Genomic DNA, 20,715 nt, shown 5'->3' with positions numbered 1-20,715 from the left:
CATCGTACTAGCCCATAATCATTGACTTCATTCACAAGTAACACTTGTCAATCAATGGCCATCAACGAATTGCGCGCCATCGCCACCTTTGCCAAGGCGGCCGAGCTGGGCAGCCTGCGCCAGGCGGCTTCGGCCCAGGGCATCACGCCGCAGGCGGCCAGCCTGGCGCTGGGGCAGCTCGAATCGCACCTGGGCGTGCGCCTGTTCCACCGCACCACCCGCAGCCTGAGCCTGACCGAGGAGGGGCGCCAGTTTCTCGACGCCGCGCAGCCCGGGCTGGCCACGCTGCAGCGGGCCGTGCACGGCGCCCGGCGCGGGCGCGAGGAGATCGCCGGGCCGCTGCGCGTCACCGCCCCGCGCTCCATGATGCTGGAGGTGATCTGGCCGGTGGTCGACGAATTCGTGCGCCGCTACCCGCTGGTGGAACCCGACGTGCAGCTCGACGACCGCATCGGCAACTGGGTGGAGGACCGGGTGGACGTGGGTTTTCGCTCGGGCTACCCGCCCGAGGGCGGGGTGATCGCCCGGCGCCTGCTGTGGCTGCAGCTGGTGGTGTGCGCCACGCCGGCCTACCTGGCGCGCCATGGCACGCCCCAGCGCATCGAAGATCTGGCGCAGCACCGGTGCAGCGGCTTTCGCCACCCGACCACGGGCAAGCCCATGCCCTGGGAGTTCCGCGTGGGCGAGGACATCGTCGCCCACGCCATTCCACCCGCCTTCTGCGCCAACGACATCGAGCTGGAGGCGCGCGCCGTGCTCGGTGGCCACGCCATCGGCCAGCTGGTGGGTGTGACGGCCGCGCCGCTGGTGCGCAGCGGGCAGCTGGTGCCGGTGCTCACCGATTTCATCCCGCAGCACCTGGGCCTGTACGTGTACTACGGCAGCCGTGCGGCGCAGCCGGCACGGGTGCGCGCCTTCATCGACCTGGCGGTGGAGATGCTGGCGGACAACCCGGTGTTCGGCCTGAGCGCCCAGGAACTGGCGGATGCCGCCAGAAAGCCGCGCCGGCGCAGGCCAACAGCCCCCTGAGCCGCGACCTGCACACCGCTTTTGCCCGGCGAGAAAGGGCAATTGTTCACGGTTTGGCAAACAGTCCGTTGTGAAAAACGGTATTTATCGTTTCGGGCTTCCACAATACAGTCGGTTCACTCACCCCAGGCACGAACCGGACAACGCCCATGACCACCTTTGCCACCACGGTCCAGACGCACATCAAGGCCTCGCCCGCGCAGGCGTTCGGTCACATCGCGCCCATTGATCCCACGACATTGTTCACCGGCTACGGCCCACTGCCGGCGGTGACGGGCACGCGCGACCAGACGGGTGCCTGGGATGCGCCGGGTCAGACGCGCACGGTGGCCATGTCCGACGGCAGCAGCGCGCAGGAGGGGCTCAAGCACTACCGCCCGGCCCAGTACTTCGCCTATACGGTCAGCGGCTTCACTGGGGTGCTGCGCTGGCTGGCGACGGGGGCGGACGGCGCCTGGTGGTTCGACCCGCAGGCCGGCGGCACGCAGACCACGGTGCGCTGGCGCCATGCCTTCCACGCACGCTCGAAGTGGGCCGCACCGGTGCTCTGGCTGCTGGCCAGCGTGCTGTGGCGCGGCTACATGCGCAAGGCGCTGCGCCTGGCCAAGGCGCAGATCGAGACCGCGCCGCGCGCGCCCGTCGGAGCACTGTCGGCCTGAGAGGCTGAGAATCTTTCGTCCAGGCCCACCCTCGCCAAAAAAAATCCCAGCCTCTGAGCAGCCGGCCTGTCAGTTGGCCTTGGCTTCGAAGAAGGGCTTGCCCTGAACGGCTGACGGGCTGACAGTGAAGGTCTTCACAGGTTCCAGGCCCTTGTTCTGGCCGGGCTTGAGCGGACGTGGAACACCGGGCTTCAATGCGGGATCGATGCAGCCACTGCGCACCGCCTTGAGCACCTCGGGGTTCAAGGGCCGGCGCTGGCCCAGGCGGCTGCCGGACAGGAACAGCATCTGGCCCTTGAGCTCGGCCCGCTGGTCCATGAGGGGCATGGCCTGCAGTTCGTCGAAACCTACGCGCACGGAGTTGCCGCTCTCCAGCCGGTACTGCACCAACTTCACCACCGGCGACTTCCCGGGGCTCTCTTCCACGACGTCACCCAGGTAGAAATAGCGCACCGACTCGGCCGGCATGGCGGGCAGCTTGTAGCTTTCGGACCAGTTGCTGTTGCCCTCCGTGAACAAGGGGCGCAGCGTGGCGGGCACCTTGTCGTCCGCCGACACGGCGAACACCGGCGCGCGGGCATTGGACAAGGTGTAGCCATGGAAGTCGAACTCCACCATGGCGCCCTGCGCATCCACCTGGCGGGCGAATGCGGGGAACAGGGTCTGCTCCTGCCGCACCTGCTGCAGCCGGATACCGTTGCCCTCGGCCTTCCAGCGGCCAGCGGCCACCAGGTCCAGCGCACCACCCGTGAAGGCGTAGCAGTAGGTGTTGTCGTCCAGCAGCGCGAGCTGGGCCACGGTGTCCACCGAACCGCCCCGGTATTCGCCCACATAGCCGGACTCGGCCGGGGTGACGGCACCAGTGGTGAAGGCGGCCACCAGAAGGGTCAGGGCCACTGCGGTGGTGCGGGCGTTGCGCGGAAAGCGGGGGGTGTGGTGCACGGCATGGTCCCAAGGTGGAATGGTGGGCCACTATAGAGCCTATCCTTCCAGGCCCCGGTAGCGCGCCATGCCTTCGGCCAGGAAGTCCACGGCTGCGCGCACCGAGGGCAGTTGCCCGCGCCGGTGCGAGATCAGCAAGGTGGTGGTCATGCCCGCGCCATAGCGACAATCCGCCAGCAGCCGCACCAGGCGGCCGGCCTCGATGTCGGGTTGGCACAGGCCGCGTGGCAGGCAGCCGATGCCCACGCCCGCCAGGGCCGCCTGCAGCAAAGTCCAGGGCTCGTCGGCGAAGAAACGCGGCACCGGCCGCACAGCGAAGGATTCGCCACCGCGCTGGAAATTCCACATCTGGGCCGATGGCGCAGGCGAGAGCAGCAGGGCATCGTGCGCAGCCAGATCGCGCGGGTGGAGGGGTGCGCCACCGTGCGCGTCAAGGTAGGCCGGCGAGGCCACCGCGTAGAACGGCTCATAGCCCACGCGCCGCTGCACCAGCTCCGAGTCAGGCAGCGGCGACGAATGGTCGCGCACCCCGATGTCGAAGCCCTCCTGCACCAGGTCCACGAAACGGTCGGTGGCATGCAGCATCACCTGCAACCGGGGGTGGCGCGCCGCCAATGCGGGCAGCAACCCTGCCAGCACCAGTTGCGCCGTGGTGACCGAGGCCGTGATGCGCACGATCCCCGCCGGCTCGGCCTGCAGCCCGCGCACCACATTCTCGGCCGCCTCGGCCTCGATCAGCATGGCCGCCGCGTGGCGGTAGAAGGCCTGGCCGGTGTCGGTCACCACGAACACGCGCGAACTGCGCTGGATGAGGCGCACCCCGAGCGAGGCCTCCAGCAGTGCCACGCGCTTGCTCAGCGTGGACTTGGGCACTTCGAGCGCGCGCGCGGCGGCCGCAAAGCCGCCGTGGTCCACCACGCGCACAAACCATTGCAGGTCATTGAGATTGAGCATGCAGCATCCTCGCCGCCAAACGGCGCGGCCATCGTTCACATATAGGAACGATGAGTCTACTTTTGACGGACTACCGAGGCAAAGGCCACACCCGTATCTTTGGTGCTCCTTCCCTCAACCCCAGGATCTGCAATGACCCCGACCCTTTTCTACGGCGTTCCCCAAGGCTGCTCACTGGCCAGCGTCATCGCGCTCGAATGGCTGGGCGCGCCTTATGCGCTGTCTCGCATCGAGATGCTCGAACACCCATGGCCTGCGGCCTATGCGCGCATCAACCCCTTGAACCTGACCCCTGCCTACGTGGCGGCCGATGGCAGCGTGGTCGCCGAAAGCGTGGCCATCCTGCTGCACCTGGCAGCACAGAGCGGCCACCGACTCGGCTACCCGCAGGGCAGCCCGGCGTACGACCGGCTCAACCAGACGCTGGCCTACCTGGCCACGGATTTCTTCGCCGCCTTCGCGCCGCTGTGGGCCGCCTACGAAATGGCCACCGACCCGCCACGCCAGGAGGTGCTGCGCGAGCTCGGCCGCCCGCAGGTGGCCAAGGGCTGCGCGCACCTCGACGAATTGCTCGCACAGCGCGAGTGGATGGACGGCGGCAGCAAGAAGACCGTGGCCGATGCCTACCTGGTGGCCGTGGCGCGCTGGGCCGAATACCACGGCGTGCTGCAGGTCGATGCCTACCCGCACCTGGCGGCCCACCTGGCAAAGCTGCGCACCGACCCGGGCGTGGCGTTCGCCGATGCCATCGAGCGGCAGCAGCCCGCCACCGGCAGCGGCGGGTTCCAGGGGCATGTGGCGCTGGACGAGGTGGTTTCGCAGTTGCCCGCCTGATACGGATTTGCATTCGGCCGTACAACGAGGCGGGAGCCGCAGACAGTGCTGTAGCACGGCAAGGTGAACCAACGACGGTATACGGTTGAAGGCAAATCCGTATGAGGTCAGGCGGCGAACCCGCCGTCGATGAGCAGGCTGGCACCCGTCACCATGCCCGATTCGGGCCCGGCCAGGTAGGCCACCATGCCAGCGATCTCGGCCGGGTCGGCATGGCGGTTGACCGCCATCATGCCGTGCATGTCCTTGGCCATGGGGCCATCGGCGGGGTTCATGTCGGTGTTCACCGGGCCGGGCTGCACATTGTTCACGGTGATGCCGCGCGGACCCAGGTCGCGCGCCAGGCCCTTGGTGAGCCCCACGATGGCGGCCTTGCTCATGCCGTAGACGCTGAAGCCGGCCCAGGGCAGGCGCTCGGAATTGGTGCTGCCGATGGTGATCACGCGGCCGTAGGCGCCGCCCTGGCCCATGTGGCGCACGGCGGCCTGGGTGGCGACGAACACACCGCGCACGTTGACGGCGAGGGTGCGGTCCAGGTCTTGCAGCGGAAAGCTGCCGATATCGCCCATCACCGCCACACCCGCGTTGTTCACGAGGATGTCCAGGCGGCCCAGTTCGCGCGCGGCACCGTCGATGGCGGCCGTGATGGCCTGGGCATCGGCGCTGTCGGCGCGCAGCGCCAGGGCGCGGCCGCCAGCGGCCCCGATCTCGGCGGCCAGGGCATTGGCCGGTGCCTCGTTGCTGGTGTAGGTGAAGGCCACGGCAGCGCCGTCGCGCGCCAGGCGGCGCACGATGGCGGCACCGATGCCGCGCGAGCCGCCGGTAACGAAGGCGGCCTTGCCGGCCAGGATGCCAGCGGTCGATACGGGGGAAGATGAAGAAGTGGTGGTCATGGTTTGCTCCAGTGGGTGGACCAGTGAATGCACTGGCAACACCTGCAGTGTCGGCAAACCATTGCATGCGCGGTAGCCATGAATCGGCTGTACCAATTTCAACTGCCAGTTGAAAATATGCCGGATGCAACCACTCAGCCACCTCGAATCCTTCGTCAAATCCGCCGAGTCCGGCAGCTTCTCGGCCGCCGCGCGGCTCATGGGACTGACCCCTGCGGCCGTGAGCAAGAACGTCGCGCGTCTGGAGGCCAGCCTGGGCGTGCGCCTCTTCCAGCGCAGCACGCGGCGCCTGGTGCTCACCGAGGGCGGCCAGCGCCTGCAGCAACAGATCAGCACGCCCCTGGCCACCCTGGCAGACGCCGTGGAGCACGCGGCCGAGGCCGACCGCCAGCCGGCGGGCACGCTCAAGGTCAGCATGGGCCAGGCCTTCGGCCGCGCCTACCTGGTGCCGCTGCTGGGGGAGTTTCTCGCGCGCTACCCGGACATCCAGCCCGATTGGCGCTTCGAGAACCGGCAGGTGGACCTGGTCGGCGAGGGCTTCGACGCGGGCATCGGCGGCGGGCTCAACCTGAACCCCGGCATGGTGGCGCGCACGCTGGGCGCCATCCACATCGTGGCCGTGGCATCGCCTGCCCAGCTGCAGGGCCGCAAGGCGCCGCGCCACCCCTCCGATCTGGCGCAGTGGGACGGCATTGCGCGCCGCTCGATCCAGACCGGGCGCATCCCCGTCACCACGCTGCGCAACAAGGCGGGCGATGCGGCAGCGGCCGAACTGCGCCCGCGCATCGTCTTCGACGACCCCGAGGCCATGTGCCAGGCCGCCCTGATGGGCCTGGGCGTGGCGCTGCTGCCCATGCCGTTCGCCCAGCCCTGGCTGGCCAGCGGTGACCTGGTGCGGCTGCTGCCGGGCTGGTGGTCGGACGCAGGACCGACCTCGCTGTACTACCCCGACCGCAAGCTGCTGCCCGCGCGCACGCGGGTGTTCGTCGAATTCATCATCGAGCAGTTCAGCCAGCGCGGGTTTGCGCAGCGGGTGCGGGGGGATTGACCTCCCGCGAGGGTCAGGCGCCAAGCTGCTGCTGGCAGGCGCTGCTTTGCGCAGGGAGGCAAGCGCTGGGCGGTTACGGCACCGGCTTGTTCACGAACGCGATGGACAAGCCTCTGGGCGTGACGCTAATGGCCCCAGGCTGCATCCCCAGGCCGTCGAGCACGCCCAGGTCCTGCGGGCGCAGCCGGTGCAGCACCACTTCGCGCAGCGACTGCTCGGCCAGGGCAGGGCCATAGCTGTTGAGCATGGCCACCACCTCCGGCCGCAAGCTGGGGAAATCCAGCCGCCCCACGCGCAACTGGTGCGCACGCAGGCTGCGGTCAATGGCTTCGTAGCGCAGGGCGAACTCCACCTCCAGCGTGCCGCCATGGCTGCGCCGCAGTGCGGGGCCTGCGGCCTTCAGCGCGAATGCGGCGCTCAGGCGGTTGCTCTCGGGCAGCAGCGACAGGCGCGGGGCCTGCACGTCCACATCCACCAGGCCCGCCACGGGATAACGCAGCGGAAAGCGCTGAGCCACCGCCTCCTGCAGCTGCTCGGCCGAGACGGTGTAGGCCGGCTGGGACCGGGCGCTGCGGGCGGCTACCAGCGCAAGGCTGGCCAGCGCCCAGCGGTGCGCCGCGGCAGCAAGAAAGAATCGGCGGTGCATGCAGTGGCTCCTCGGGTGAGTGGCGGGCCGCGGAAGGCGAACCAACGACGTTGTACGGTCGAAGGCAAATCCGTATGAGCAGCAGGGCGCCGAGCATGCACGGCATCGGGTACTTCACCGCCAGCGGCGTGCGCGCATCGCTGGCCACCGTGTGGCTGCCGGTGTCGGCGCTGTTGCTGTCGGTGGTGTTTCTCGGGGAAGCTATCCGTGCCTGGCAGTGGCTGGGCCTGGGCTGCGTGGTGGCCGCGGTGCTGCTGGCCGCGCTGCCCGGCGAGCGGGGCCCGCAGGCATGAAGGCAGCAGTGGTCAGCGGCCCACCACCGACCAGCCTGCATGCAGGTTGGTCTTGTCGTTCTCGTATTCCCAGGCGGTGCCGCAGCGGTCGCACTGGTAGCGGGTGAAGGTGACTTGGCCGTGCTCGCGGTCTTCCTTGCGGTTGCTGCGCTGCACCAGCTCGGCGTGGCCGGGGGCGCGGCGCCAGTTGCGCTGGATGCCCTTGCAGGGCTCGCACAGCTCCATGGGTTTGAGTTCGGTCTGCCGTTCGTGTTGTTTGGTCATGGGAAAGGCCTTGCCGTTCTGGGATGGTGGGGTCGTGTCGAAGGGGCGCCTGTACCGGGCCACCCCGCTATTGTCCCACCCCTGCGCCGCCGGGCAGAAGCAGCTTGGCCATGCGGGCATTGGCGAGCACCACGCCGTGGCGCTCGACCTGCTGGCGGGCTTCGACGGCAAAGCCGCATTTTGCGAAGAAGGGCTCGGCCGTGAGGCTCACATCGGCCCACAGGCGCCCTGTTCCACGCAGCGCGGCCTGGGCATGGATGTGCGCCATCAGCGCCCCGGCCACGCCCTGGCCGGCATGGGCGGGCGCGACAAAGAAATGGTCGATGTAACCGCTGGCCTGCAAGTCGGAGAAGCCGGCGATTTCCGTGCCGGTATCCGATGCCATTTCAGCCACGAAGGGCTGGTTGGCCTGCAGCCGCGCCCTCCACTGCGCCATGTCGTACACAGGCGGCGCCCAGGCAGCGCGTTGCTGTGGGGAATATTGCGCCCCGGTCAGGCCGTGCACTGACGCGTGGAACAGGGCACGCAATGCAGGCGCATCGCCCGGGCGGAAGTTGCGGATGAGGACAGGCATGGCGGCAGGGCTGGAGAAAGGCAGGCAAAAGGCAGGGGGCGCCGATTGTGCCCTGCCGCGGCCCCGCGGTCAGCCGGCTGCCATGCGCAGGCGGCGTGCCGCCTCTTCGGCGCGGGCGTCGTCGATCTCACGCAGCACGCCCTGCATGTCCACATCGGCGTGCTCGGGCGCGTAGATGCCCGTGAGCGGCGTGTCGTTGGTCAGCAGCCCGCTCTGGTACAGGCTCCAGATCTCGGGGCCGTACTGGGTGGCCAGCAGCTCGGGAGCGAACTGGCCGAAGAAGTCGCGCAGGTTGGCCACGTCGCGCATCAGCATGCGCGGCGCATGGTTGTTGCCGGCGGCATCCACGGCCTGCGGCAGATCGATGATGACCGGGCCCTCTGTTCCTCCTTCGCCCTCTGCGCCATCGGCCCCGGGCAGGTGCGCCAGCAGGATGTTGAACTCCGACAGGTCGCCATGCACCACACCGGCACACAACATGCGCACGACCTCGGCGACCAGCGTGGCGTGGTGGGCGCGCGCCTGTTCGGGCGTGAAGGCCACATCGTTCAGGCGCGGCGCGGCATCGCCGTGCGCGTCGGTCACCAGCTCCATCAGCAGCACGCCTTCGTGGAAGTTGTAGGGCTGGGGCACGCGCACCCCGGCGGCGGCCAGGCGGTACAGGGCATCCACCTCGGCGCTCTGCCAGGCGGCCTCCTGCTCCTGGCGGCCGAACTTGCTGCCCTTGGCCATGGCGCGGGCCGAGCGCGAGTTCTTGACCTTGCGGTTCTCGGTGTAGTCGACCGCCTGGCGGAAGCTGCGGTTGTTGGCCTCCTTGTAGATTTTGGCGCAGCGCGTGTCGTCGCCGCTGCGCACCACGAAGACCATGGCCTCCTTGCCGCTCATGAGCTGGCGGACCACGGTGTCGATCAGGCCTTCCTCGATGAGGGACTGCAGGCGGGGAGGTGCTTTCATGGGCGCATTGTGCGCCCTGGGCGCAGCGCGTCCAGGCGCTGGTGCACCTCGTCGCCCGGGTCCACGGGCAACTGGTGCTTGGACTGCAGGTAGTGGTTGGTGAACACGTCGAGGTAGGCTTCGAGCGTCTGCGCGGCGTGGGTCTCACCCGCGAGCTCCAGGCACAGGGCACCGACCTCGGACGTGCAGAAATGGTCTTCGCGCGTGGAGCGGCGCAGCCGGTAGCGCGAGAGCTGCTCGGGCGCCAGGCTGAGCACCGGGAAGCGGTCCAGATAGGGGCTCTTGCGGAACATCTTGCGCGCCTCAGGCCAGGTGGCATCGAGCAGGATGAACAGCGGGCGCTTGCCGCCTTGGGCACTGTCCACGGCCATCACGACGCGCTCCGGCGCCACGAACTCGCCAGGGAACACCACACAGGGTTGCCATTGCGGATCGGCCAGCAGGGCGAGCAGGGCCGGGTCCACTTCGGTGCGCGCCCAGCCGAAGGCCCAGGTGTCGGCCACCACGTCGGCAATCAGCCAGCCGGTGTTGCTGGGCTTGAGCGGTTCGATGTCGGCCATCAGCAGGCACACGCCTGCCTGCGGAGTGAGCAAGGGGCGCAGCGCGCACAGGCAATGGCTGGGCACCAGGCGGCAGCCCGGGCAGCGCTCGCCGCGCGGTCCGCCCCGGGCCAGGAAGGGCTTGGCGGCGCGCGCCAGCCGCGCAGCACGCAGGCGCGATACGGCATGGGGCAGCGCCGGCACGGGCATGGGGGCAGCCGTCACTGGCCGCCCGCGTGTTCGAGCGCAAACAGCGGCAGTTCGGTCTTGGGGCTCAGCCACACGCCGCCGCCCAGCTCGGTGAAGCCTTCGGCCAGCGTGCGGCGGTACAGCTGCGCGGGGTGGCGGTACATGCGCGGGTCGGTCAGCGTCTCGTCCACGATGTCCTGCTCCCAGTCTTCACGCGTGACGGCCTCCACGTACAGGGCGCCGCGGCTGAGCCGGGCCAGGTTGCGCAGCGCCGTCTGCACGTCAGCTTCATTGAGGTAGGGCAGCACGCCCTGGCAGATCACCAGGTCGTACGGCGTGCGCGCCTTGTAATCGACCACCGAGCCCTGCTCCCAGCCGAAGCGGCCGCACAGGTACCCGCTGAATTCCACGCCGTGAAAAGTCGCCTGTGGGAAATGCCGGGCGATCACATCGCGCCACAGGCCGATGCCGCAGCCCACATCCAGCACACGTTTCACCGGCACGCGCAGGTACTGCAGGTAGCTGCAGACGAAGGCGCCGAGCCGCGCAGTATGCGCCGGGTCCACCACGCTGGTCTTCTTGTTGAAATAGAAGCGCTCGTAGTAGGCCGCGTCGAAGCCATCGGCACTGGCGCTCCGGCCCGCACTGCTTGCAGATGTCACTCACATTCCTTGTTCTGCGGATGGACCGCCCAGGGCGGGAGTATCGCCCACGGCCCGTGTGCCCATGGTCGCGGCGACCCTGGCCGCGTTACTTCGCTGGCGCGGGGGTCCACACGGGATTGAGCAGACGCTCCAGGCGCGCGTACGAGGCCTCGATGCTCTTGAGCGCCTTGTCGATGACCTGCTCATTCATCACGATCTTGGTGCCTTGCACATCGAAGCTCTTGCCCTTGGACACCGGCACCAGCGATTCGCGGAATGCCTTGTCCTTGGCCAGAACCGCATCGGCCGGCATGTTGCGGGCGCGGATCATCTCCAGGCGTACCTTGAGGGCCAGCTCGTAGCTCGGGTCAATCACGGGCTTGCGCTGCTTGATGCTCGCCTTGTAGCTGACCACGGTGGCACGCTCGAACTCGATGGAGTTTTTCAGCGCGGCGCTCAGCCGGTCCATGGATGCCTTGGCGCTTTCGCTGTCGGTGTCCTTGAGCCCGGCCCAGAACTCGCGGTGCATCTGCTCGGTCAGCACCGCATCGTCCTTGAACATCGAGACCATCATGGCCTGGCGCTGCGCATCGAGTTCTGCCGCCACGGCGACCTGGGGAAGGGCTGCACACGACAGGGCGGCGACCAAGCATGCGCGCAGCCATTGCTTGCGTAGGTTCATTCGGGGGATCTTTCGAAAGTCGGTCGATGGGGGAAAAGGCGTGGACTATGCCACCGCTGCAGTGGCTGCGACAGCGAATCAAGTATCCACGTGTAACCGATTCCCGCGCGGCCGATGGCCCTCACGCGGCAGGCTGCAAATACTGCCCCACCAGTTGCCGTTGCGCCGCCGCATCCACCCCGAGCACGTCCACCAGGTAGGCCTGCACGCCGCCATAGTCCTGGTCCACCATGTGCAGCGCCGCGTCAAGAAACTCCTCCTGCACGCGCCACAGCACGGTCAGCACCTCTTCGGGTGCGTGGCTGCCCATGCCGGCGGGGCGGCGGTAGAGGTTGTTGGTGAGCAGGTAGTCCAGCATCACTGTCTGGCGCGGCACGCCCAGGGCCAGCAGGATCAGCGCCGCAGCAAAGCCGGTGCGGTCCTTGCCGGCGGTGCAGTGGAACACCGTGGGCGCATCGCTGGCCAGCAACAGGCGGAACAGCTCGGCAAAGCGCGGTGCGTTCTCGTGCACGAAGCCGCGGTAGGTGTCCTGCATGAGGACCACTGCGTCCTGCGCAGTGAGGGCGCGGCCGGTGGCCTGCAGCTCCAGCGCGCGCTGAACCACCGTGGGCTCGATGACCAGCGGGTGGTAGGCCACGCCGGGGATGGCATAGGCGTACGCCGCGCCCTCGGCCTTGCCGCGAAAGTCGATGGCGCGGGTCACGCCCAGTTCGGCCAGCAGCGCCTGGTCCGCAGGGGTCAGGCCGGCCAGGTGGTCGGAGCGGAAGATGCGGCGCCATTTCACGGCCCGGCCGTCCTGCCCGGCGTAGCCGCCCAGGTCGCGGAAGTTGGTGGCGCCGGCCATGGGCAGGGAACGGGCGGGGTCTTGTTGCATCGCAGGTCGTACAGAAAGGGCAGGGGGATGTGTCCGAGCTTATCCGACACACCGGCCCCTTGCCTGTCGCGCAGGCAGTAGCCCTGCGGCTCTGGACCACGGCCTGGGAAGACCGCCGTTAAAGCGCGCGCCGTGTGGCGTAGCGCACCACCGTCACGCCTGCGCGTGCCTGGCGCACCGAGGGCATCACCAGCACGCAGTCGTCGTACGGCGTGGTGACGGGCACCCCATCGTTGTCGCCAATCACCGTACCGGCCTTCTCGATCACCTCCAGGCCCGTGTAAGGCTCCACGAAGCGGAAGGCGCTGCTGGTGGCCACCACCGGCCCGGTGACTTCGAGCGCCCACTGGCGCGGGGCGTCGGGCAGGCGCCAGCCGGGCAACTGATGTGCCAGCGCATCGGCATCGAGCACACCCGACTGTTCGAGAAAGCGCACGCACTGGTCCTGCGCCACGGCGCGGCTCGCCGGGTCGCCATGGAAGCCGCATTCGATGAGCAGGGAGCGGGTGTCGCCGCCCTGGCCCACGCCATCGCCATCCGCCAGGCCGAAACGCCCGTAGTCGCGCATGCGCACGCCGTCCTTGTGCCCGGCATCGACCACGATGTGCTCGGGCGAGCGCATGGCGCGCGCCAGTTGCAGGTTGCGCGGCTGGATGCCGGTGAGCAGCAGCGGCGCCGAGGGCTCGTGCATGGAGTGGATGTCCAGCAGCCAGTCGGCCTGGGCCACGAAGGGCCGCAGGGCCGCAGCGCGGAGGCGCTCGATGGTGTCGCCGGCGTCGATGCGCTCGTCGAGCCATTGGCGGTTGAGGTCTTCGTCGGTAAAGCGCGAGGCATCGTGGCTCAGAGCGTCGAAGCGGTCGAAGGCCGTGAGGTTGCAGAACGCCAGCGTGAGCTTGCCGCGTGCGGGGCGCAGCCCCGCCTCCAGCAGGCCCTTGAGCGCCCAGGCACCGCACAGCTCGTTGCCATGCACCAGCGCGCTGACCATCACGTGGCGGCCGCTCTGGCCCGAGTCGAAGTGCCAGACGCCTTCGGTACCGGTGTTGCCCGCGCGCGAGGCGCTGATGTCGGGCGCGGGCAGCGCAAAGACCAGGGGCTGCGGGGATATCGTCACTGCAGTGGTCATGCCCGTCATTCCTCGATCTTGGCGAACTCGACGATCTTCTTGTACTTGGCCACCTCGGCCGCCAGGTACTGGTCCATGTTCACCGTGGTGGCGGCCACGGTGGAGCCGCTGGCCTCCATCTTCTTGCGGAAGTCGGGTGACTGCAGCGTGTCGTTGAGCGCCTTCTTGATCTTGTCGAACACCGGCTTGGGCAGGTTGGCCGGGCCCAGCAGCGCGAACCACACGCCGATGTCCACGTTCTTGAACTGCGGCGATTCGGCCAGGGCCGGGATGTCAGGGGTGGTGGACGAACGCTTGGCCTCGGTGGTGCCCAGGGCCACGACCTTGCCGCTCTTGATGTGCGGCAGGCCGCTGGAGAGCACGAAGACCCCGAATTCGAGGTTGTTGCCCAGCAGGTCGTTGGTGAGCGGTGCCACGCCGCGGTAGGGGATGTGTGTCATGAACAGCTTGCCCTGCTCCTTGACCATCTCGCCGGCCAGGTGCAGCGAGGTGCCCACGCCCGAGCTGCCGTAGCTGTACTTGCCAGGGCTCTTGGCGACCTTCTGCGTGAATTCGGCCAGGTTCTTCACGCCCGCGCCGGGCGACGCCACCAGCACCAGAGGCTGCGAGGCCACGAGGCCGATGGCCGTGAAGTCCTTGACGTCGTACTTGACCTTCTTGGTCACGAGCTTGTTGATCGCGATTTCGTTGCTGGCACCCACGAGCAGCGTGTAGCCGTCGGGCGCGGCATTGGCCACCTTCTGGGCACCGATGGCGCCGCCCGCACCGCCGATGTTCTCGATCACGACCGGCACGCCAAGCTTCAGGCCCAGCTCCTGCGCCACGGCGCGCCCCGTGAGGTCGGTGCTGCCGCCTGGCGGATAGCCCACGACGATGGTGATGGGCTTGGAGGGGTAGGCGTCCTGCGCCAGGGCGGGCACGGCGGCAAAACAGGAGGCCAGGGCGCACAGCAGTGCGGTGCGGCGAGCGAAGCGGGCGGTGTTTTTCACAATGGAACTCCTCATCGGGGTGGGGTCTGGGCTGGGTGTGTCAGCCATTGTGAGAACGCGCGGGGGCCCTATCGGTGCCGAAATGGCACCAGGTTGTGCCGATTTGGCCGACCTTGGACCGGGCTCAGCGCTGTGCAAACCCCTGCCAGAACGCTTCGGCCAGGGGCGTCAGGCGGCGCTTGGGGCGGTACAGGCGCACATCGAAGCGCACCTCCATGCGCGCATCGCCTGCCAGCGCCAGGCGCTGGGCCTTGCAGTCGGCATGCACCAGCGACCATGGCAGCCAGGCCACCCCCACCCCGCGCAGGGTGTACTCGTACAGGGCATCGGGCGAATCGCATTCCACCACGCGCTGCAGGCGCGGCGCATGGGGGTGGTTGGCCAGGTGGTCCTCCACCAGCCGGCCCAGCGCGAGCTGGGGCGCATAGGCCAGGTAGGCCGCCGCAGGACCTTCCGGGTCGAAGCGGTGCTGCGGCTGGCCCTGGGTGGTGGCGCGCGACACGGGCACCAGCCGGTCGCTGGCCACCGTCACGTGGCTGAACTGCCGGGCATCGAGCCGCACGGCCAGCGCGGTGTGGTGGTAAACCAGAGAGAAGTCGGCCTCGCTGCGCTCGAGCTGGGCCACCGTCTCGGCCAGGGAGCCGGTGCGGATGCACAGCTCGCTGGCGTGCAGTGCGCGCGGCAACCGCACCAGCCAGTCGGCCAGCAGGGTGCGCGCCAGGGTGCGGCCCGTGACGATGGTCACGGTGCGCGCGGTGCGCCCGGCCATGCTCTGCATTTCTTCGTGCGACTGGGCCAGGCTGCGCGCCATCTGGCCCGCCGTCTCCAGAAAGCGCTTGCCGGCGGCCGTGAGCGTCACCGGGCCACCGCCCTTTTCCACCAGGGGCGTACCGGCCCATTCTTCCAGCGCCCGGATGCGCCGCCCGAAGGCCGGGTGGGTGACATGCCGCAGCTCGGCCGCGCGTGTGAAGCTGCGCTCCTGCGCGAGCACGATGAAGTCCTCCAGCCACTTCAGTTGCATCGGGGCTTGCCGGACGGGTGGGGGAAGGCGTCAGCCCCGTGCGGCTTCCAGCACCGCCCGGGTGCGTTGCGCTTCGGCGCGCGCCGCAGCGGCAAAGTCCTCACCGCCCGAGGCATAGAGGATGGAGCGCGACGAGTTGACGATGATCGGCCCGCCCTCGCGCAGACCGGCGCGCACGGTGGCCACGGCATCACCGCCCTGGGCACCGACGCCCGGGATCAGCAGCGGCAGTGTGGGTGCGATGGAGCGCACGCGCTCGATCTCCTGCGGGTAGGTGGCGCCCACCACCAGCCCGAGCTGGCCGTTGCGGTTCCAGGGCCCCTGGGCCAGTCGCGCCACGTGCTCGTACAGCAAGGGCTCGCCCTCGACGCTGGACAGGCGCTGGATCTGCAGGTCGTCGCCCCCGGGATTGGAGGTGCGGCACAGCAGGAAGGCGCCCTTGCCGTGGTAGGCGAGGTAGGGTTCGATGGAATCGAAGCCCATGAAGGGCGAGAGCGTGACGGCGTCGGCGCCATAGCGCTCGAACGCCTCCTTGGCGTACTGCTCGGCCGTGGAACCGATGTCGCCGCGCTTGGCGTCCAGAATGACCGGGACATGCGGCGCGTTGGCGCGCATGTGCTGCATCAGGCGTTCGAGCTGAACTTCGGCGCTGTGCGCGGCGAAGTAGGCGATCTGGGGCTTGAAGGCGCAGGCCAGGTCGGCCGTGGCATCGACGATGGCGGCACAGAAATCGTAGATCTTGCGCGGATCGCCCTGGAGCGCTGCAGGGAAACGGGTGGGCTCGGGGTCCAGGCCCACGCACAGCATGGAGTTGTTCTGTGCGGACGCGTCGCGCAGCATGTCTAGAAAGGTCATGGGACGCGATTTTAGGCGGGCCGGGACACGAAAGCCGTGGGCCGGCCACTGCCACCTACGGAGGGAACCCGCACGGACGTAAAAAAGGCCGTCGAAACGGCCCTATTTCAGAGGGGCAAAATGTAACCAAAATGGTTATTTTGCAACCGCACGTTTTTCCAATATCTCGAAAGCCGGCAGCGTTTTGCCCTCCAGCACTTCCAGAAACGCGCCCCCGCCGGTGGAGATATAGCCGACCTGTTTCTCGATGCCGTATTTGGCGATGGCCGCCAGAGTATCTCCACCGCCGGCAATGCTGAATGCAGGCGATTCGGCAATGGCGGCCGCAATCGCGCGCGTGCCATTTTCAAAGGCGGCGAATTCGAACACGCCGACCGGCCCGTTCCAGACGATGGAGCCGGCCGACTTGAGCTGGCCGGCCAGGCGGGCCGCCGTTTCGGGTCCGATGTCCAGGATCAGGTCATCGGCGCCGACGTCAGCGGCCGCCTTGACGGTGGCCGGGGCGTCGGCGGAGAAGGCCGTGGCCGTGACCACGTCGGTGGGGATCGGCACGTCGGCACCGCGGGCCTTCATGGCGGCCATCACGGCGCGCGCCTCGTCCACCAGATCGGGCTCGGCCAGGCTCTTGCCGATGGGCAGGCCGGCGGCCAGCATGAAGGTGTTGGCGATGCCGCCGCCCACGATGAGCTGGTCGACCTTGTCGGCCAGGCTCTTCAGGATGGTGAGCTTGCTCGATACCTTGGAGCCGGCGACGATGGCCACCAGCGGGCGCTGCGGCTGGGCCAGGGCCTTGGTCAGTGCGTCGATCTCGGCCGACAGCAAGGGGCCGGCGCAGGCGACGGGCGCAAACTGGGCGATGCCGTAGGTCGTGCCCTCGGCGCGGTGGGCGGTGCCGAAGGCATCGTTGACGAAGATGTCGCACAGGGCGGCCATCTTGCGCGCCAGCGCTTCCTGGTTCTTCTTCTCGCCCACGTTCAGGCGGCAGTTCTCCAGCAGCACGATCTGGCCCGGGGCCACGCTGACGCCGTCGACCCAGTTGGAGACCAGGGGCACCTCGCGGCCCAGCAGTTCGCCCAGGCGCACGGCCACGGGAGCCAGGGTGTCCCCGGGCTTGAACTCGCCTTCGGTGGGGCGGCCCAGGTGGCTGGTGACCATCACGGCAGCGCCTGCGTCCAGGGCCATCTGGATGCAGGGGATGGAGGCGCGGATGCGCGTGTCTTCGGTGATGGCGCCACTGTCGTCCTGCGGCACGTTCAGGTCGGCACGGATGAAGACGCGCTGGCCTTGGGCCTTGCCCTGGGCGCACAGATCGGAGAAGCGAAGGATGTTCATGAAAGAAGGGTTCCTGGATGGGGCACTGAGGGCCGCCATTTTAAAGGGCCCCGCCCTTGCCCTCTCCAGGGCGGCTTACCAGCCCCAGCCGATGTGCAGCGGCAGGTACACGGCCATGCCCACCACGATGGTGCCCAGGATGCCGCGCTTCCAGAAGTAGTAGGCACTCGCCAGCAGCACGGCTGGCAGGCGTGCGTCCTGTAAGGTGTCGAGCAATTCCCCCTGGGTCATGAGGATCTCGGGCGCGATCACTGCCGTGAGCGCGGCCAGCGGCGCGTACTTGAGGCCGCGCTTGAGCCAGTCGGGCAGGGGCAGCTCGCGCTCGGGGATCATGAAGAAGGCGCGCGACACCACGGTGATGATGGCCAGCCCGAGGATGGCGATGGTGGTCTCGATCCAGTGGCCGCTCATGGGTGGCGCTCCTCGCGCAGGGGCACCACGTCACCATCCTTCATGTGCTGGCGCTCCTCGGGTGGCATCACGCTGTTGGCGGGCACCAGCAGCATCTCGGGGTGGCGGTCCTTGCGGCGCCGGTCGACCGCTTCCATCATCAGGCCCACGGCCACGGCAGCCGCAATGGCCACCAGGATGTTGAGCTTGAGCGGCAAGGCGAACGCGGCCACGGCGGCCGTGGCCGCCACGCCCGTGGCCAGCCAGGTGGCCCGGTCGAACAGCAGAGACAGCAGCACACCCAGCAGCGCCAGCACGCCGGCAAAGCCCAGGCCCCAGGACAGCGGCACGGCATTGGCCAGCAGGATGCCGGCGATCGATGGCACCTGCCAGGCGATCCAGTTGGTGGTGGCCGCCCCCCAGAAGTAAGGCATCTGCTCGGGCTGGGGCCTGGGTTCTGGGAAGCGCTTCATGAAGGCCACGTAGATCACGTCGCCGCTGAAGTAGCCGATGGCCAGGCGCTCGCGCAGGGGCCGGTGGGCAAAATAGCTGCGCCACATGCTGCTGAAGATGACGAAGCGCAGGTTGACGCACGAGGCGGTGAGCCAGATCACCCACAGCGGCGCGCCCACGGTGAGCAGCGGGATCACGGCCAGTTGGGCGCTGCCGGCATAGACCACCAGCGACATGAACAGCGCCAGCGACACGGACATGCCACTCTTGACCATGGCCACGCCGGTGACCAGGCCCCAGGCCGCAATGCCCAGGGAGGTGCCCGCCATGTCCACGGCGGCCAGGCGGAAATGGGGGTCGCGGACGGTGCGCGAGACTTTCTGCGCCAGGGTGCTCATGGCGCACCGCTGGCGCTGGGCGCCGCCGCAGCCCCCAGCACCGTACCGGGTTGCAGCTCGTCGAAGCCACGCAGGAAATCGGCGGTCGCCAGGCGCTTGCCGCCTGCGCGCTGCAGGGTGGTCAGGCGCAGGCAGCCCATACCGCAGGCCACAATGACACCGGAGGCATCGGCGGCCAGGACCTGCCCGGGCACGGCACCTGCGGGTGCATCCATCGCCTCGGGCGACGCACCCCACAGCTTGATCGTTTCTGCCCCCAGCAGGGTGCTGGCACCGGGAAAGGGATCGAAGGCACGGATGCGCTGGCCGATGGCCTGGGCCGGCAGCGACCAGTCGACGCTGCTCTCGGCCTTTTCGATCTTGTGCGCATAGGTCACCCCCTCGGCAGGCTGCACCACAGGGGTCAGGCCACCGCAGGCGGCCATCTCCAGCGCTTCCACGATCATCCGTCCACCCAGGTCCGCGAGCCGGTCATGCAGCGCAGCGGTGGTGTCGGTGGCGGAAATGGCCGTGCGTTCGGTGAGCAGCATGTCACCCGTGTCCAGCCCGGCATCCATCTGCATGATGGTGACGCCGGTCTCGGCATCCCCGGCCTCGATGGCGCGGTGGATGGGCGCCGCACCACGCCAGCGCGGCAGCAGGCTGGCATGGATGTTCAGGCAGCCCAGGCGCGGCAGGTCCAGCACCCACTGCGGCAGGATCAGGCCGTAGGCAGCCACCACCATGGCGTCGGCCCGGGCGGCCAGAAGGGCCTCGCGCGCTGCTGCCGCATCTTCGGGGTACTTGCCATCCAGGCGCAGGCTCCTGGGCTGCGCCACGGCAATGCCATGGTCCAGGGCGCACTGCTTGACGGGGGAGGCCTGCAGCTTCATGCCCCGACCGGCAGGGCGGTCAGGCTGGGTCAGGACCAGGGGGACGGTGAAGCCGGCCTTCAGCAAGCGCTCCAGGGCCACGCGGGCGAACTCGGGCGTGCCGGCAAAAATGACGTTCATGGGGCTTTCTGCAACACAGACGATCAGTCTCGTCCTTTGTCGGTATTGGGGATGTCGTCGGTGAAGCCGATGCGGCGCACCACGCCGACAGGATCGAGGTGCACGTGGGCGAAGCGCGGATCCGACCCCTGCTTGAAGCGGTAGGTCCAGATGTCGCCGTTCCAGAAGGTCACGCGCTCCACGCGCAGCGGCGGGCCAAAGGTGCGCTGCAGGTCGGCCCGGGTCCATTGGTCCTGCGGGATGCTCTCCAGCCGGATCTGGGTCAGGACCTGCTCGGTGCGCACCAGGCGGCCAGCGGCGTCGAAATCGAGGTTGTAGACCTCGGTGCCGGCGGGCAGCTGGGAATACAGCAAGCGCTCGCCCTGCGGCAGGGCGTGCACAGCGGTAGGTGGCCCCAGGTGCGCCACGACCTGGGCGCGCGGCGTGCCCAGAGGCTCGCGCGAGGGCACGGCACAAGCGGCCAGGCCCGCCACCAGCGCCAGCGCAGCGGCGCAGCGCAGGAGGCGGGGTGGACGCATCAGCGGGTCTCCCGCTGCTGCTTGACCATCTTGGTCTTGATGCGGTTGCGCTTGAGGGGCGACAGGTATTCGACGAAGACCTTGCCCAGCAGGTGGTCCATCTCGTGCTGGATGCAGACCGCCAGCAGGCCTTCGGCCTCGATGGTGCGCGACTGGCCCTCGGCATCGAGGGCCTTCACGTGCACGGCATCGTGGCGCTCGACCCCGTCGTAGATGCCGGGCACCGAGAGGCAGCCCTCGTCGTTGACGTGCTTTTCGGCACTGGCCCAGACGATTTCGGGGTTGATGAGCACCATGGGCTCGTTGCGCCCTTCGGAAACGTCGATCACGATCAGGCGCTCATGCACATCGACCTGGGTGGCTGCCAGGCCGATGCCGTTGGCGTCGTACATGGTGGCCAGCATGTCGGAGACCAGGGTCTTCAGGCGGGCATCCACGGCCTCGACCGGCCGGGCGACCTTGTGAAGCCGGGGGTCCGGGTAACAGAGAATGGGGAGAATTGCCATGGAATCGGGTAATAGATGTCGCTATTTTCGCCACTTTTGCCCCATGCTGCAGATACTCAACTCAATAATCGTTGCCGAATCAAGGGCTTGAGCAGAGAATCTAAGAAGGTTTGTAACGTA

Annotated in this window: 26 protein-coding genes; 5 read left to right on the top strand and 21 right to left on the bottom strand. The window is 68.4% G+C overall.

Going from position 1 to position 20,715, the window contains the following annotated elements:
• Positions 1-54: 54 nt before the first annotated feature.
• Positions 55-1,029, top strand: a complete 975-nt coding sequence (locus U5N23_RS01325) for a LysR family transcriptional regulator (RefSeq protein ID WP_322591072.1) — start codon at positions 55-57, stop codon at positions 1,027-1,029.
• Between the two features lie 149 nt (positions 1,030-1,178).
• Entirely contained in the window at positions 1,179-1,688 is a 510-nt protein-coding gene (locus tag U5N23_RS01320) for an SRPBCC family protein (protein WP_322591071.1), read from the top strand.
• A 69-nt stretch (positions 1,689-1,757) separates the two neighbouring features.
• Here the strand turns inward: U5N23_RS01320 and U5N23_RS01315 are convergent, their stop codons facing one another.
• The gene (locus tag U5N23_RS01315) at positions 1,758-2,630 is read right to left on the bottom strand and encodes a hypothetical protein (RefSeq protein ID WP_322591070.1); all 873 of its coding nucleotides are present in this window, start codon (positions 2,628-2,630) and stop codon (positions 1,758-1,760) included.
• 39 nt (positions 2,631-2,669) lie between these two features.
• A complete protein-coding gene (locus tag U5N23_RS01310) occupies positions 2,670-3,584 on the bottom strand; it encodes a LysR substrate-binding domain-containing protein (protein WP_322591069.1) in 915 nt (304 codons plus the stop codon).
• Positions 3,585-3,716: 132 nt separating this feature from the next.
• Here U5N23_RS01310 and U5N23_RS01305 point away from each other — a divergent pair, with 132 nt between their 5' ends.
• Positions 3,717-4,418, top strand: coding sequence for a glutathione S-transferase family protein (locus tag U5N23_RS01305; protein WP_322591068.1), 702 nt, complete (start codon positions 3,717-3,719; stop codon positions 4,416-4,418).
• A 107-nt stretch (positions 4,419-4,525) separates the two neighbouring features.
• On the opposite strand, the gene U5N23_RS01300 is transcribed toward U5N23_RS01305, so the two are convergent.
• Complete coding sequence (locus U5N23_RS01300; protein WP_322591067.1) at positions 4,526-5,311, bottom strand: SDR family oxidoreductase; 786 nt, start codon at positions 5,309-5,311, stop codon at positions 4,526-4,528.
• 124 nt (positions 5,312-5,435) lie between these two features.
• Between U5N23_RS01300 and U5N23_RS01295 the strand changes: the two genes are divergently transcribed.
• Entirely contained in the window at positions 5,436-6,359 is a 924-nt protein-coding gene (locus tag U5N23_RS01295; protein ID WP_322591066.1) for a LysR family transcriptional regulator, read from the top strand.
• Positions 6,360-6,432: 73 nt separating this feature from the next.
• On the opposite strand, the gene U5N23_RS01290 is transcribed toward U5N23_RS01295, so the two are convergent.
• A complete protein-coding gene (locus U5N23_RS01290) occupies positions 6,433-7,005 on the bottom strand; it encodes a DUF1439 domain-containing protein (RefSeq protein ID WP_322591065.1) in 573 nt (190 codons plus the stop codon).
• A gap of 74 nt (positions 7,006-7,079) precedes the next feature.
• Here U5N23_RS01290 and U5N23_RS01285 point away from each other — a divergent pair, with 74 nt between their 5' ends.
• Positions 7,080-7,298, top strand: coding sequence for an EamA family transporter (locus tag U5N23_RS01285; RefSeq protein WP_322591064.1), 219 nt, complete (start codon positions 7,080-7,082; stop codon positions 7,296-7,298).
• A 12-nt stretch (positions 7,299-7,310) separates the two neighbouring features.
• On the opposite strand, the gene U5N23_RS01280 is transcribed toward U5N23_RS01285, so the two are convergent.
• The 17 genes from U5N23_RS01280 to def all read right to left on the bottom strand — a co-directional run bounded on the left by U5N23_RS01280 (position 7,311) and on the right by def (position 20,595).
• Positions 7,311-7,562, bottom strand: coding sequence for a hypothetical protein (locus U5N23_RS01280; protein ID WP_322591063.1), 252 nt, complete (start codon positions 7,560-7,562; stop codon positions 7,311-7,313).
• Positions 7,563-7,629: 67 nt separating this feature from the next.
• On the bottom strand, positions 7,630-8,136 hold the full coding sequence (locus U5N23_RS01275; protein WP_322591062.1) for a GNAT family N-acetyltransferase: 507 nt from the start codon (positions 8,134-8,136) through the stop codon (positions 7,630-7,632).
• A 69-nt stretch (positions 8,137-8,205) separates the two neighbouring features.
• Positions 8,206-9,090 (bottom strand): PA4780 family RIO1-like protein kinase, encoded by an 885-nt coding sequence (locus U5N23_RS01270; RefSeq protein ID WP_322591061.1) that lies wholly within the window; start codon positions 9,088-9,090, stop codon positions 8,206-8,208.
• Positions 9,087-9,839 carry a tRNA-uridine aminocarboxypropyltransferase gene (locus U5N23_RS01265; protein ID WP_322591172.1) on the bottom strand — a complete coding sequence of 251 codons (753 nt, stop codon included), beginning with the start codon at positions 9,837-9,839 and terminating at the stop codon, positions 9,087-9,089. Before U5N23_RS01265 ends, U5N23_RS01270 begins: the two co-directional genes overlap by 4 nt.
• Before the next feature lie 11 nt (positions 9,840-9,850).
• A complete protein-coding gene (locus U5N23_RS01260) occupies positions 9,851-10,480 on the bottom strand; it encodes a class I SAM-dependent methyltransferase (protein ID WP_322591060.1) in 630 nt (209 codons plus the stop codon).
• An 88-nt stretch (positions 10,481-10,568) separates the two neighbouring features.
• Positions 10,569-11,144 carry a hypothetical protein gene (locus U5N23_RS01255; RefSeq protein WP_322591059.1) on the bottom strand — a complete coding sequence of 192 codons (576 nt, stop codon included), beginning with the start codon at positions 11,142-11,144 and terminating at the stop codon, positions 10,569-10,571.
• 121 nt (positions 11,145-11,265) lie between these two features.
• Positions 11,266-12,018 (bottom strand): tyrosine-protein phosphatase, encoded by a 753-nt coding sequence (locus U5N23_RS01250; RefSeq protein ID WP_322591058.1) that lies wholly within the window; start codon positions 12,016-12,018, stop codon positions 11,266-11,268.
• A 118-nt stretch (positions 12,019-12,136) separates the two neighbouring features.
• Entirely contained in the window at positions 12,137-13,141 is a 1,005-nt protein-coding gene (locus tag U5N23_RS01245; RefSeq protein WP_322591057.1) for a succinylglutamate desuccinylase/aspartoacylase domain-containing protein, read from the bottom strand.
• A 5-nt stretch (positions 13,142-13,146) separates the two neighbouring features.
• Positions 13,147-14,145 carry a Bug family tripartite tricarboxylate transporter substrate binding protein gene (locus U5N23_RS01240; protein WP_322591056.1) on the bottom strand — a complete coding sequence of 333 codons (999 nt, stop codon included), beginning with the start codon at positions 14,143-14,145 and terminating at the stop codon, positions 13,147-13,149.
• A 109-nt stretch (positions 14,146-14,254) separates the two neighbouring features.
• The gene (locus U5N23_RS01235; RefSeq protein ID WP_322591055.1) at positions 14,255-15,151 is read right to left on the bottom strand and encodes a LysR family transcriptional regulator; all 897 of its coding nucleotides are present in this window, start codon (positions 15,149-15,151) and stop codon (positions 14,255-14,257) included.
• A gap of 30 nt (positions 15,152-15,181) precedes the next feature.
• Positions 15,182-16,006 carry an orotidine-5'-phosphate decarboxylase gene (gene pyrF / locus U5N23_RS01230; RefSeq protein ID WP_322591054.1) on the bottom strand — a complete coding sequence of 275 codons (825 nt, stop codon included), beginning with the start codon at positions 16,004-16,006 and terminating at the stop codon, positions 15,182-15,184.
• Positions 16,007-16,141: 135 nt separating this feature from the next.
• Entirely contained in the window at positions 16,142-17,338 is a 1,197-nt protein-coding gene (locus tag U5N23_RS01225) for a phosphoglycerate kinase (RefSeq protein WP_322591053.1), read from the bottom strand.
• 75 nt (positions 17,339-17,413) lie between these two features.
• Positions 17,414-17,749 carry an AzlD domain-containing protein gene (locus U5N23_RS01220; protein ID WP_322591052.1) on the bottom strand — a complete coding sequence of 112 codons (336 nt, stop codon included), beginning with the start codon at positions 17,747-17,749 and terminating at the stop codon, positions 17,414-17,416.
• Positions 17,746-18,510, bottom strand: a complete 765-nt coding sequence (locus U5N23_RS01215; protein ID WP_322591171.1) for an AzlC family ABC transporter permease — start codon at positions 18,508-18,510, stop codon at positions 17,746-17,748. Before U5N23_RS01215 ends, U5N23_RS01220 begins: the two co-directional genes overlap by 4 nt.
• Before the next feature lie 65 nt (positions 18,511-18,575).
• The gene (fmt, locus tag U5N23_RS01210; protein WP_322591051.1) at positions 18,576-19,571 is read right to left on the bottom strand and encodes a methionyl-tRNA formyltransferase; all 996 of its coding nucleotides are present in this window, start codon (positions 19,569-19,571) and stop codon (positions 18,576-18,578) included.
• 23 nt (positions 19,572-19,594) lie between these two features.
• Positions 19,595-20,089: a hypothetical protein gene (locus U5N23_RS01205; protein WP_322591050.1), complete on the bottom strand. Its 495-nt coding sequence runs from the start codon at positions 20,087-20,089 to the stop codon at positions 19,595-19,597.
• Entirely contained in the window at positions 20,089-20,595 is a 507-nt protein-coding gene (def, locus tag U5N23_RS01200; protein WP_322591049.1) for a peptide deformylase, read from the bottom strand. Before def ends, U5N23_RS01205 begins: the two co-directional genes overlap by 1 nt.
• Positions 20,596-20,715: the final 120 nt, after the last annotated feature.

Source organism: Acidovorax sp., from assembly GCF_034519795.1.
Classification (GTDB): domain Bacteria; phylum Pseudomonadota; class Gammaproteobacteria; order Burkholderiales; family Burkholderiaceae_C; genus Acidovorax.
Note: the sequence above shows the minus strand (reverse complement) of the source record. Positions and strands in the feature narration are given on the sequence as shown.